Annotated in this window: 13 protein-coding genes and 1 pseudogene; 8 read left to right on the top strand and 6 right to left on the bottom strand. The window is 64.8% G+C overall.

Annotation, left to right across the window (positions count from 1 at the left end):
- Window positions 1-27: 27 nt before the first annotated feature.
- Both FNL56_RS02435 and ftsY read right to left on the bottom strand, forming a co-directional pair.
- The gene (locus tag FNL56_RS02435; protein ID WP_143571425.1) at window positions 28-639 is read right to left on the bottom strand and encodes a septation protein A; all 612 of its coding nucleotides are present in this window, start codon (window positions 637-639) and stop codon (window positions 28-30) included.
- Window positions 640-652: 13 nt separating this feature from the next.
- On the bottom strand, window positions 653-1597 hold the full coding sequence (gene ftsY / locus FNL56_RS02440) for a signal recognition particle-docking protein FtsY (RefSeq protein ID WP_143571426.1): 945 nt from the start codon (window positions 1595-1597) through the stop codon (window positions 653-655).
- 28 nt (window positions 1598-1625) lie between these two features.
- Here ftsY and FNL56_RS02445 point away from each other — a divergent pair, with 28 nt between their 5' ends.
- Window positions 1626-2384: a pseudouridine synthase family protein gene (locus FNL56_RS02445; RefSeq protein WP_168202838.1), complete on the top strand. Its 759-nt coding sequence runs from the start codon at window positions 1626-1628 to the stop codon at window positions 2382-2384.
- Between the two features lie 26 nt (window positions 2385-2410).
- On the opposite strand, the gene FNL56_RS02450 is transcribed toward FNL56_RS02445, so the two are convergent.
- Both FNL56_RS02450 and dapF read right to left on the bottom strand, forming a co-directional pair.
- Entirely contained in the window at window positions 2411-3112 is a 702-nt protein-coding gene (locus FNL56_RS02450; RefSeq protein ID WP_143571427.1) for a hypothetical protein, read from the bottom strand.
- 126 nt (window positions 3113-3238) lie between these two features.
- Complete coding sequence (dapF, locus tag FNL56_RS02455) at window positions 3239-4105, bottom strand: diaminopimelate epimerase (protein WP_143571428.1); 867 nt, start codon at window positions 4103-4105, stop codon at window positions 3239-3241.
- A gap of 196 nt (window positions 4106-4301) precedes the next feature.
- Here dapF and FNL56_RS02460 point away from each other — a divergent pair, with 196 nt between their 5' ends.
- On the top strand, window positions 4302-5069 hold the full coding sequence (locus FNL56_RS02460) for a GyrI-like domain-containing protein (RefSeq protein ID WP_143577441.1): 768 nt from the start codon (window positions 4302-4304) through the stop codon (window positions 5067-5069).
- Between the two features lie 54 nt (window positions 5070-5123).
- Window positions 5124-5825 (top strand): SIMPL domain-containing protein, encoded by a 702-nt coding sequence (locus FNL56_RS02465; RefSeq protein ID WP_143577442.1) that lies wholly within the window; start codon window positions 5124-5126, stop codon window positions 5823-5825.
- Between the two features lie 100 nt (window positions 5826-5925).
- Here FNL56_RS02465 and FNL56_RS02470 read toward each other — a convergent pair whose 3' ends face one another.
- Window positions 5926-6903: an MBL fold metallo-hydrolase gene (locus FNL56_RS02470; RefSeq protein ID WP_143577443.1), complete on the bottom strand. Its 978-nt coding sequence runs from the start codon at window positions 6901-6903 to the stop codon at window positions 5926-5928.
- A gap of 274 nt (window positions 6904-7177) precedes the next feature.
- Window positions 7178-8092: a hypothetical protein gene (locus FNL56_RS02475; RefSeq protein WP_210245456.1), complete on the bottom strand. Its 915-nt coding sequence runs from the start codon at window positions 8090-8092 to the stop codon at window positions 7178-7180.
- Window positions 8093-8489: 397 nt separating this feature from the next.
- On the opposite strand from FNL56_RS02475, the gene ffh reads away from it, so the two are divergent.
- The 5 genes and pseudogenes from ffh (at window position 8490) to rplS (ending at window position 12510) form a co-directional block, all read left to right on the top strand.
- Window positions 8490-10007 carry a signal recognition particle protein gene (gene ffh / locus FNL56_RS02480; protein ID WP_143571432.1) on the top strand — a complete coding sequence of 506 codons (1518 nt, stop codon included), beginning with the start codon at window positions 8490-8492 and terminating at the stop codon, window positions 10005-10007.
- A 46-nt stretch (window positions 10008-10053) separates the two neighbouring features.
- Window positions 10054-10377 (top strand): annotated as a pseudogene (gene rpsP, locus FNL56_RS02485) (30S ribosomal protein S16); the annotation flags it as partial.
- 137 nt (window positions 10378-10514) lie between these two features.
- Window positions 10515-11045: a ribosome maturation factor RimM gene (gene rimM / locus FNL56_RS02490; protein WP_143571434.1), complete on the top strand. Its 531-nt coding sequence runs from the start codon at window positions 10515-10517 to the stop codon at window positions 11043-11045.
- 201 nt (window positions 11046-11246) lie between these two features.
- A complete protein-coding gene (trmD, locus tag FNL56_RS02495; RefSeq protein WP_143571435.1) occupies window positions 11247-12002 on the top strand; it encodes a tRNA (guanosine(37)-N1)-methyltransferase TrmD in 756 nt (251 codons plus the stop codon).
- 109 nt (window positions 12003-12111) lie between these two features.
- On the top strand, window positions 12112-12510 hold the full coding sequence (gene rplS / locus FNL56_RS02500; RefSeq protein WP_143571436.1) for a 50S ribosomal protein L19: 399 nt from the start codon (window positions 12112-12114) through the stop codon (window positions 12508-12510).
- The last annotated feature ends 4 nt before the right edge of the window (window positions 12511-12514 follow it).

Raw genomic sequence — 12514 nt, forward strand, 5'->3', positions numbered from 1 at the left:
CATCGGCGCAGTCGCGCCGGTGCGTTTTTACTTCGTCACTTCGCCTTCGTCGGCAGCGCTTTTTTCCAGCGACACCGGTGCCAGCGCGTGGCGCTTGACCAGCGGCATCTGAGTCAGCGCAAAGATCATGGTCAGCGGCACCATGCCGAACACCTTGAAGGCGACCCAGAACTCGGTGGTCTGGGTGCGCCAGATCAGCTCGTTGAGAACAGCCATCGCGGCAAACCACAGCGCCCAGCGCAACGTCAGCACGCGCCAGCCCTGCGGCGTCAAATTGAATACCTGGTCGAACATGATGGCGATGAAAGAGCGGCCGAACAAAAGCCCGCCGCCAAGGGTCGCGGCGAACAGCGCATAGACGATGGTCGGCTTCATCTTGATGAAGGTCTCGTCGTGCAGCAACAGCGTCAGCGAGCCGAACACGATGACCACGACGGCCGTGACGATCGCCATCATCGGTACGTGCTTCGTCACCACATAGGATGCCACCATCGCGATGATCACCGCCACCATGAAGGCGCCGGTGGCGACGAACAGATTGGCCTTGGCGTTGGCGACGAAGAAGACCAGCAGCGGCCCGAGTTCGGTGGCGAACTTGAACAGCGGGTGTGGCTGTTTCCTGTCGAGGATCTCGGTCATCTCAGCTCTCGATTCAATTGTCGATTCCCGCAATCGCCTGCGCGAAATCCCGTGCGGTGAACGGCGCGAGATCGTCGATCCCCTCGCCGACGCCGATGAAATGCACCGGCAGTTTGAACTTCTCCGCCAGCGCGACCAGGATGCCGCCGCGCGCGGTGCCGTCGAGCTTCGTCATCACGAGGCCCGTGACGCCAGCCATACGATGAAACACCTCGACCTGCGACAGCGCGTTTTGTCCCACCGTGGCGTCCAGCACCAGCAGCACCGCATGCGGCGCGGAGGTATCGACCTTCTTGATGACGCGCACGACCTTTTCCAGCTCGATCATCAGCTCGGACTTGTTCTGCAAGCGGCCGGCGGTGTCGATCAGCAGCACGTCGGTCTTGGCAGCGCGCGCTTCGGTGACGGCGGTGAAGGCGAGACTCGCCGAATCCGAGCCCTGGGCGCCCGCGATCACCGGCACCTTGTTGCGCTCGCCCCAGACCTTGAGCTGCTCGATGGCCGCGGCGCGAAACGTGTCGCCGGCGGCGAGCATCACGCTACGGCCCTCGGATTTGAATTTCTGCGTGAGTTTGCCGATCGTGGTCGTCTTACCGGACCCGTTGACGCCGACCACCAGGATTACGAAGGGCTTTTGCGCGGCGTCGATGACCAGCGGCCTGGCGACGGCGGACAGCACCTTCTCGACTTCGCTGGCCACCACGGCCTTCACGTCGTCGGCGGAGATCGCCTTGTCGTAGCGGCCATGGCCGACCGCGGCGGCGATCCGCGCCGCAACCTCGGTGCCCAGATCGGCGCGCAGCAGCACATCCTCGATGTCCTCGAGCATGGCGCGGTCGAGCTTGCGCTTGGTGACGAGGTCGGCGACCGCGGTCCCCAGCGAGCTCGAGGTACGTTTCAATCCGCTGGAGAGCCGCCGCCACCAGCTCAGTTTCGGCGTTTCGGGAGTGTCGTTCATGTCGGGGCTGTGTTAGCCGTTTCGCGCCATGAACGAAAGCCACGACGATATCAACGACGACATCGAGCCCGAAGCCCGGCTGCCGCGCACCGATGCGGTCGAACTGACCGAGGCCGAGATCCTGTCCCGGGTGCTGCACCGTGACGGCTTGATGCTGGTGATCGACAAGCCGGCCGGTCTGCCGGTGCACCGCGGCCCCAAGGGCGGCGCCAATCTGGAAACCGCGTTCGAATTCCTGCGCTACGGCCTGCCGCGCGCCCCGGTGCTGGCGCACAGGCTCGACCGCGACACGTCCGGCTGCCTGGTGCTGGGCCGCCATCGCAAGGCCACGGCCTCGCTTGGCCTTTTGTTCAAGCACAGCCGGATTTCCAAGACCTATTGGGCGGTGGTCGAGGGCGGTCCGGCCGAGGACGAGGGCACCATCGACATGCCGCTCGGCCGGCTGAATGCCGAGCGGGGCTGGTGGATGAAGCCGGACGCCGAGGGGTTGAAGGCGGTGACCAATTTCCGGGTGTTGGGGCGGGGCGAGGGCCTGGTCTGGATGGCGCTGGAACCGGTGACCGGCCGGACCCACCAGTTGCGGGTGCACAGTTCGGCGTCGGGCTGGCCGATCGTCGGCGACAATATCTACGGTTCCGGCCCGCGCTTCGGCGAGCCGACGCTACATCTGCACGCCCGGGAGATCGTGATCCCGATCTCGCGCAACAAGGATCCGATCCGGGTTGTGGCCCCGGCGCCGCCGCATCTGCACGCGCGGCTGCGGATCTGTGGCTGGAACGGGGAGTAAGCGACCCGGGCGCGGCGACCGGAGGTTCAGACCACAAGTCCCTGCTGCACGACAAACTTCTGATCCGCATCGAGGGTCGCGGTCATCGCCGTGACGTTGGGCGGAAACACTACCGGCGCCTTGGCGGCCAATTCCGATTCGTCCAGCACCTCGCCTTGCACCACATCTGCAATCGCCACCCAGTAGTTCGGAACGGCGGTGAAGACAGTGTTCAGATTGGCCTGCGTCTGAAGAACCTGGGTCGGTGCTCCCGCCATTCCGATCCCGACGCTGACGGTGTTTTGCGGGATGGTGGTGTCGGTGCGGATGATCAGGTCGGCCGGCGGATCGCCCGGCCCCTGATTATGGAAGGCAAAGGCTTCGTCGATATAGCTGAGATAGGCCATGTTGCTGCTGCCGAGCGATGCCGGGATGACCTGGGACGCCATCGCCTGAATGCCCGGCGCAAGTTTGCCAGTCTCCATCCAGACCAGGTCGAAGGTCGGCTGCCATCTGAAATTGACCTGGACGCCGCTGGCCACGGGCATGGCGAACCATGCGATGGGATAGCCGTTCGCGGAATTGTGCTCCGTGGGCTGGAAACATACGAAGGTCTGGGTCCTGCCGCTCCGGTTATGGAAACGCAGCGTGTGCCGCGGTGGCCCCTCCGCCGTTTCAAAAAGCACGACCTGGCTATTTCCGGTGTCGGTGCTTCGGTTGATGAAATCGACCGTAATTTCCGGCGGCATCTTCGTCCTCCCGTTGCGCTGGCCCAATGGCGGCTGCAGCCGGGGGAAAGGTATCACTATCTTTAGTTGCGACAAGGGCGAGAGGTAGCCGCAGCGTGCCACAAACGGGTAGGGCCTTTCGCGCGCTTAAACCGCCGCTCCGAACAGCTTCGGATCGAGCCGGCCCTCATATTCCAGCTCGGCAGGCCCGGTCATCAGCACATGGTCGTCGCGTTCGCGCCAGTCGATGGTGAGCTTTCCGCCGGGCAGCGTCATGTGGACGAGGCGGCCCGTGCGGCGCAGGCGGGCGGCGGCGACCGCGGTGGCGCAGGCGGCGGAGCCGCAGGCGCGGGTCAGGCCGACGCCGCGTTCCCAGGTTCGCATAACGATATGATCGCGGTCCACGACATGGGCCAGCGTGATGTTGGCGCGCTCCGGGAAGATCGGGTGGTTCTCCAGCAGCGGCCCGAAGCGGCTGAGATCATAGGCCTCGATGTCGTCGACCCAGAAGATTGCATGCGGATTGCCCATCGAGACCACCGAGGGCGTGTGCAAGACCGGCGCGTCGATCGGGCCGATCTGCAGCTCGATGCCGCGGGTGTCGCGAAACTCCTCCGCCAGCGGGATATCCTGCCAGCCGAATTTCGGCGCGCCCATGTCCACGGTGAAGGTGTCCGGCGACGGGCCGGGCCAGCAATTGATCAGCCCGGCGCGGGTCTCGAAGGTCAGCGCATCCTTGCCGCTGCCGGCAAACACCCGCTGCGCCACGCAGCGCATGCCATTGCCGCAGGCGCCCGCTTCCGAGCCGTCATTGTTGTAGATCCGGACGAAGGCCTCGGTGCCGGCCAGGCCCGGTCTCTGCAGCACCATCAACTGGTCATAGGGCACGATGGCTGCGACCGTGCGGGCGTCGTCCGGCGCGATGCCGGCGGCGCCGTCGCGCAGGTCGATGACGACGATCTCGTTGCCGATACCGTTCATCTTGGCAAAGCTGTGGTTAGCCAGCGCGCTCATGTCAGGTCCCGATATTACCTTGCCTATATGGCGAAGTCGGCGGACGTTGGCCAGTGCAGCCGTTCCATGTGCGACTTTCGTGCGGCGCCGGCGGTTTGCGCGGGGACGAATTGCGCGGCAGCGTGTTACCATGATGGCCGATTGCGCATGTCACGGTGCCACTTAAGTGTGTGCCGTTGCCGATGGAGAGTTTTCGATGAACCGTTCCCTGCTCCGCTTCGCCACCGTGGCGCTGATCCCGGCCGCCGCGCTGTCGCTGAACTTTGCAGCCGTCGCCCAGGCGCCACCCGCCACCCCGCCGGCGGCGACCACTCCCAGCACCCAGACGCCGGCCCAGGCGCCCGTCGCCCCGGCTACGCCGAGCCCTGCCACGCCGGCACCCCCTGCCGCGCCGGCGCCTTCCGCCGCCACGCCGGCCGCACCGGTCACTCCGCCGGTCGTCGTCGAAACGCCGGCGCCGGTCGCTCCGGCACCTGTCACGCCGCCGCCGGCGGTGCAGGCCGCCGATCCGTTCGGCGAGGAAATCACGCTGGCCCCGAAGCAGGTGCTGGCCTTCAGCGGCAAGGCCAATTGGGATTCGGCGTTCGAGACCCTGATGGATGCCTTCAAGCAAATGACGGCGCTGCTCGACAAGCAAAGCATCAAACCCTCCGGCAATCCGATGATCGTCTACACCTCGACCGACGATACCGGCTTCACGTTCCTCGCCGAGATCCCGGTCGATCAGGAGCCCAAGGGCCTGCCGAAGGCGATGAGCGTCAGCAAGTCACCGGAAGGCCGCGCGTTGAAATTTGTGCACCGCGGCTCCTACGACAACATGGACAACACCTACGAGGCGATCACCAATCACCTCGACGACAAGAAGCTGGAAGCCAAGGACACGTTCATCGAGGAGTACATGACCGATCCGTTGAAGACGGCCGAAGACCGGCTGGTCATCAATGTCTACGTCCCGCTGAAGTAACGGCGCGGCTGCGTCGGACATAAAGAAGCCTTGGACAGTTCAGAGGGTTCGGGAATGAAACATCCTGTCATTCTCTTCGCACTCGCCGGCACACTCATCGGTTCACCGGCTCTGGCGCAGGTCGTGCCGCCACCGACGATCTCGGTCTCCGGCGAGGGCACCGTGTCGGTGCCGCCGGATATGGCGCTGATCGACGGTGGCGTCAGCAGCGAGGCAAAGACCGCGCGCGAGGCCTCCGAGGCCAATAATGCCGCGATGGGCAAGGTGCTGCTGGCGCTGAAGGCCGGTGGGCTCGACGAGAAGGACGTGCAGACCGCGCGGCTTTCGCTGCAGCCGCAATATGCGCAGCAGACCAGGCCCGGGCCGAACGTGATCTCCGGCTATCGCGCCAGCAACCGCGTCACCATCCGGCTGCGCGACGTCACCAAGGTCGCGGCCACCATCGACACGCTGGTGTCGTCCGGCGCCAACGAGATCGGCGGCATCAATTTCATGGTCGAGAAGGCGTCGAAGCTGCTCGACGAGGCCCGCCTCGAAGCCGTGGCCGATGCGCGGCGCAAGGCCGAGATCTATGCCAAAGCCGCAGGCGTCTCGCTGGGGATGCCCGTCAGCATTTCTGAAGACGGCGGCGGCGCGCCGGCGCCGATGACATTTCGCAAGATGGCCGGCGTTGCCGCCTCCGCGCCCGTCGCACAGGGCGAGGAGACGCTGCGGGTCACGGTCAGCGTGGCCTGGGAAATCAAGCCGGCGCAGTAGCTGTTGCTGTCATTGCGAGGAGCCTTTGCGACGAAGCAATCCAGCTCTTCCTTGTGGCCTTCTGGATTGCCGCGTCGCTTCGCTCCTCGCAATGACGGAGCTAAATCTCAAAAATCTGTCCCGGTCTTAGCGCGACGAACCGCTCTCGTGGAATTTCTGCCGCGCCCAGTGCGACCGCCAGTTCTTTCGCCGGCGCGTCCATCGCTTCGTCGGTGAGCTGGAACGTGGCGTGGTGATGCGCCAGCGCCTGCCCGGCGCCGCAATCGGCCAATGCCTTCATGGCGTCCGCCGGATTCATGTGCTGGTCCTTCATGAACCCGCGCGGCTCATAGGCGCCGATCGGCAGGATCGCGAGCCGCAGCGGCCCATGCGCGTCGCGCACCCGGCGGAAGTGGATGCCGTCGCCGTAGCCGGAATCGCAGACGATGTAGATCTTGCCCGCCGGCGTCTCCAGCACGAAGCTCGCCCACAGCGCCTTGTTGCGGTCGAACAGGCCGCGCGAGGTCCAGTGCCGGGTCGGCACCAAAGTCACCGCCAGCCCGCCGCCGAGGTCGACGCGATCCTTCCAGTCGAAGGCCTCGACCCGGATCGCGCGGTCGGCCGATCGCATGGTGCTGTCATTGCCGAGCGGCGTCACCACGCGCGGGTTGAATGTTGCCGCCAGCCGCGACAGCGTGGCGAGGTCGAGATGATCGTAATGGCCGTGCGACACCAGCACGGTGTCGATGGCAGGCAGCCGGTCGAAGGCGATGCCCGGCGCATTGTGCCGCTTCGGCCCGACGAAAGAGACCGGCGAAACCCGGTCCGACCATACCGGATCGATCAGGATGTTCTGGCCCGCGGTCTGGATCAGCCAGCTGGCATGGCCGACGAAGCTCAGCCGCACCCCGGCCGTGACCCGCGGCGGCGGGATGTCAGCGTGTTCGTTCTCGACCCAGTCCGGCCAGGCCTGCCGCTGGCGGTCGCCGCCGAACTGCCAGCGCAGCACCTCGCCGAGCGACTTCGGCGGCACGCCGTCGGGATCGAAGAAGGTCCGGCCGTCGAAATGGTCGGAGACGGGGCCGTCATAGGAGGTCATGCGGGAAGCCCAGAAGGCCGATAGCCCGGCCGTGGCGGCGAGACCGCCTAGCGAGCTCAGAAGGTGGCGGCGGGAAATCATAATTGCAGCGGGGCAAGCCTGAACGAAAACCAGCCGCGCCCGGTCGGGCACGGTTTCTCTCAAATGGATTGCGCCGGCGGGTTCCGCAAGCCACAGCGTTCCAAGCCACAGCGTTCCAAGCCACAGCGTTCCAAGCCACAGCGTTCAGCGATCGGCAATGGGCGCGATGCGCCAGCCCCCCGGTTCCTTCCGCTCAGTCTCCGATGCGCTCAAAAGTGAGCGCCTTCCTTTCAGTGGGCACCCCGCCGATGCCGGGCATGGCCGCACCGTGATGCAGGCTCATCACCTGCTGGGAAACCGGATCGGTCAGAATGACCTGGTCATTGGCATAGAAGCCGATCTCGATGTCTTCGGTGAAGGTCTTGTTGATCGACAATCCTGCCGCTGCCATCGCGCCGGAGAGTGGAAGCCCCCAGAAGTGGTGACCTTTGTATCGGTTGCCGTAGTTTATCGCCACCAAGCCGGTCAGCGTCGCGTTGTAGACAATCCGGACCTTCATGACGCCGCGCGACGCCGTGATCTGGGCATTCACCGCTTGGCCCGGCGCCAACGTCACCGTGACGCCTTGGGTGGATCCGACGGTGACCTGTTTGCTCTCGGTTTTGCTCTCTCCCCAGCTGTGCGTGTAGGCGAGTGAAGTCTCGCCTTTGCCGCCGGTACCGAGAAACGACACCTCGTAGCTGAATTTTTCTGACACCTGGATGGAATCGCTCGACGACCAGGTGTTCGACGTCGTGTCGCTGACGGATTCCGACGCGCTGGCGCTGAACGTGCCCGGCACCTTGCTGTCATTGCGCAGAACATTCTGGGCCACAATCACCGGATCCGACGTAATGCCGGTGACGGTCGCGCTCGCGACGGTCAAAACCGTCTGGACTTGTGACCAACCATAGGTGCGGTACAGATCGCCCCACGGAGTGTCGCTGTGCAGGAAGGCGTCATCGGGCGCTTGCCCGAAATACCGGGCGACGGCATTTTTCAGCGCGGCGTCGTTGATCCCGAAGGTGTTGCGTTCGGCATCGGTGATGATGTGCTGAACGCTGCCGGAGGCCCTAACCGAGGCACTTTGCCCGTCCAGTCCGGTGATGACGTGAATTTCAATTCCCATGGCGTTATCCCCATCCGTTTATCTAAGATTGCTGGGATGTAATATACTATCTAAAGTGGCGCCTGTATTTGCATGGAACTCGGCCTTAAACGCAAGCGGCAAAGCGCCAGCGGGTAGGACAAAACGGGAAATTGACCTTAGCGACGCCGCCGCATGGATCTGTCGGCGCGTAGCGAAGCAGCTACCAGCGCACTTTGTTTTATTGACTTGCAGCGTCGAACGACTGTAAACACCCGGCAAATCTCGGAAAGTTCTCTTTTCGACCCGCCGACCGGCCCTTGAGACCGGAGGTCAACGCCCGACAGCGCGATGCGCCCTCGGGCGCAAAAGTGGTTGGTTACGAGGCTGTTGATTACTCGTCCATCATCCGGATGGCGACGCTGGAAACGATGATCTGATGTTCGACAATCTGTCGGAAAAGCTTGGCGGAATTCTCGACCGGTTGACCGGTCGCGGTTCGCTGTCGGAAGCTGACGTCGATGCCGCGATGCGCGAAGTGCGCCGCGCGTTGCTCGAGGCCGACGTCTCGCTCGACGTGGTGCGCGATTTCGTCGAGCGCGTGCGCGAACAGGCGATCGGCGCTACCGTCGTCAAGTCGGTCACCCCCGGCCAGATGGTCGTCAAGATCGTTCATGACGAGCTGGTCCGGACGCTCGGCGCCGATGGCGAAGGCGGCATCGACCTTGTCGCCGTGCCCCCCGTGGCCATCATGATGGTCGGCCTGCAGGGCTCCGGCAAAACCACCACCACCGCGAAACTCGCCCGCCGCCTCACCCAGCGCGACAAGCGCAAGGTGCTGATGGCCTCGCTCGACATCTATCGCCCGGCGGCGATGGAGCAGCTCGCGGTGCTCGGCCGCGACCTCGACATTCAGACGCTGCCGATCGTCGCGGGGCAAAAGCCCGCCGAGATCGCCAAGCGCGCGCTCGCCGCCGCCAAGCTCGGCGGCTACGACGTCGTGCTGCTCGATACCGCCGGCCGCACCACGCTCGACGAAGACATGATGTCGGAAGCAGCGGAAATCAAAGCCGCCGCCAACCCGCATGAAGTTCTGCTGGTCGCGGATTCGCTGACCGGCCAGGACGCCGTCAACCTCGCGCGCTCCTTCGACCAGCGCGTCGGCCTCACCGGCATCGTGCTGACGCGCGTCGACGGCGACGGCCGCGGCGGCGCGGCACTCTCGATGCGCGCCGTTACCGGCAAGCCGATCAAGCTGATCGGCACCGGCGAAAAGACCGACGCGCTGGAAGACTTCCACCCCAGCCGGATCGCCGGCCGCATCCTCGGCATGGGCGACGTCGTCTCGCTGGTCGAGAAGGCCGCAGCCCATATCGACGCCGAGAAGGCCGCGCGCACCGCCGAGAAGATGCGCAAGGGTCAGTTCGACCTCGCGGACATGCGCGAACAGCTGATCCAGATGACCAACATGGGCGGTCTCAGCGGTTTGATGGGCATGATGCCCGGCATCGCCAAGCTGAAGAACCAGCTCGCTTCCGCCAATCTCGACGACCGTGTCGTCAAGCGCCAGATTGCGGTCATCGATTCGATGACGAGGGCTGAGCGCAAGAACCCCGATATTCTGAAAGCCAGCCGCAAGAAGCGCATCGCTGCAGGCGCCGGCCTCAAGGTCGAGGAAGTCAACAAGGTGCTGAAGATGCATCGCAACATGGCCGACATGATGAAGGCCATGGGGCAGGGCAAGCGCGGCCCGATGGCCGGCATTGCGCAAGCGATGGGCTTTGGCGGTGGCGGCATGCCGTCGCAAGAGCAGATGAAGGCCATGGCTGAAAAGATGCCGGGCGGAATGCCGCAGGGCATGCCGTCGCTGCCGAAAGAATTTCCGGGTCTCACGGGACCAGGCAAACCGACGCTACCGGGTCTCGGTGGTTTTCCCGGCTTCGGGAAGAAGAAATAACACCCGCTCATTCACTCGCATTCAACGAACACTTTAGGAGAATCCCATGTCCGTCGTCATCCGTCTCGCCCGCGCCGGCACCAAGAAGCGTCCCGTCTATCACGTCGTCGTCGCCGACTCGCGCTTCCCCCGCGATGGCCGCTTCATCGAGCGTCTCGGCTACTTCAACCCGCTGCTCGCCAAGGACAACGAGCTTCGCCTGAAGCTCGACATGGAGAAGGTCAAGGTCTGGCTCGCCAAGGGCGCGCAGCCGTCCGACCGCGTGTCGCGCTTCCTCGATGCCGCCGGCGTTGCCAAGCGCGAGACCCGCAGCAATCCTGAGAAGGCGATCCCGCGCAAGGAGCGCAAGGTGATTGCGGAAGCCAAGGCCGCTGAAGTTGCTGCCGCCAAGTCGGCCGCCGCCGCCGCCGCCAAAGCCGCCGCAGCAGCGAAGTAAGCATTGATGCACGACACCTCATGCCTGGTAGTTTGCGGCCTGTGCCGTGCAGTCCGGCGTGAGGTGGCGTCATGACCACCGCAAAAATATGCGTCGCGCGGATTGGCGCGCCGCATGGCATACGCGGCGCCGTGAAATTATGGACCTTCACGGAAGATCCGCTGGCGGTGACCGACTACGGCCCGCTGAAGACCAAGGACGGCGGTCGCACGCTGGAAGTCGACACCGTGCGTGAGGCCAATGGCCATCTGGTCGCGACCTTCAAGGGCGTCGCCAGCCGCGAAGACGCCGAGCGCCTCAACGGCATCGAACTCTACATCCCACGCGATCGGCTGCCCGATACCGAGGACGGCGAATATTACCATGCCGACCTGATCGGGCTTGCCGCGATCGACGCCGCGGGTGCCGCGATCGGCAAGGTGCTGGCGATCCATAATTTCGGCGCCGGCGACATCATCGAAATCGCGCCGGTCGAAGGCAACACGCTGCTGCTGCCATTCACCGACGCCGTGGTGCCGACCGTGGACCTCAAGGCCGGTCACGTGGTGATCGAGATGCCTGCAGAGATCGACGGCGAAGACCCCAAGACCGCGGAAGAATAGTAAGGATACCTGCGTCGTTCATGGTCTCCCTCCCCCCGCGCGAAGCGAAGCTTCGCTAGGCGGGTAGGGTCGGCCGAACGAGCCGATGCGCAGCATTGGCGAAGTGGAGGCCGGGGTGGGGGTGCCACGGGCTCCGGCGTTTGCGGCACCCCCACCCCCAACCCCTCCCCGCAAGGGGGAGGGGAGCAGAGGCCGCAGCGTATGACCTCAGATACTTCTAAAACCTGGCGTGCCACCGTGCTCACCCTGTTTCCCGAGATGTTTCCCGGGCCGCTCGGCATCAGCCTGGCGGGCCGAGCGCTGGCGTCGGGCGTCTGGGCGCTGGAGGCCCGTGACATCCGTGCTTCTGCCACCGACCGCCACCGCAGCGTCGATGACACCCCGGCCGGCGGCGGCCCCGGCATGGTGCTGCGCGCTGACGTGCTGGCCGCGGCGATAGACGCCGCCGACGCGCAGGACCGACCGAAACTCGTCATGAGCCCGCGCGGCCGTCCCTTGACCCAGGCGCGGGTTGCGGAACTTGCGGCAGGGCCGGGCGCGCTGATTGTCTGCGGCCGCTTCGAGGGCATCGACCAGCGCGTCATCGACGCCCGCGCCCTCGAGGAAGTCTCGATCGGCGACTATGTGCTGTCAGGCGGCGAGATCGCCGCGATGACCCTGATCGACGCCTGCGTGCGGCTGCTGCCGGGCGTCATGGGCAAGCTGTCCTCCGGTACCGACGAGAGTTTTTCCGACGGCCTCCTGGAATACCCGCAATACACCCGCCCGCAACTCTTCGAAGACCGCCAGATCCCAGACATCCTGCTGTCCGGCGACCATGCGAAAGTCGCCAGCTGGCGGCTGGCCGAGGCCGAAGCGCTGACCCAAAGCCGTCGACCGGATCTCTGGGCAGCCCGTCCAAAGCCGCCCGAATCGGGCAAAAAACGAAAACCGCCAAAAATCGCGACGGATGGGTGACAAGGGCTTCGCTTTCCCGTATAGCAGCGCCAAATCCGTGCAATGGCAGGGTATAAGTTTCGTGCGCAGCCCGCGCCGTCGTCTGGGCGCGCCGCCGATGGAGATTTCGATGAACCTGATCCAGACGCTCGAAAAAGAGCAGTTCGACCGCCTTTCGGCCACCAAGGTGATCCCGGAATTCGGCCCCGGCGACACCGTCATCGTCAACGTGAAGGTTGTCGAAGGCGAGCGTTCCCGCGTGCAGGCCTATGAAGGCGTCTGCATCGGCCGTTCCGGCGGCGGCATCAACGAGAGCTTCACGGTTCGCAAGATCTCCTACGGCGAAGGCGTCGAGCGCGTGTTCCCGACCCTGTCCCCGATGATCGACTCGATCAAGGTGGTCCGTCGCGGCAAGGTGCGTCGCGCCAAGCTGTATTACCTGCGCAACCTGCGCGGCAAGTCGGCCCGCATCGTCGAGAAGAAGACCGAGCGTCCCGTCAAGGGCGCCGCCGTGGCTGCCGCGAAGTAAACTT

Source organism: Tardiphaga sp. vice304 (genome assembly GCF_007018905.1).
Classification (GTDB): Bacteria; Pseudomonadota; Alphaproteobacteria; order Rhizobiales; family Xanthobacteraceae; genus Tardiphaga.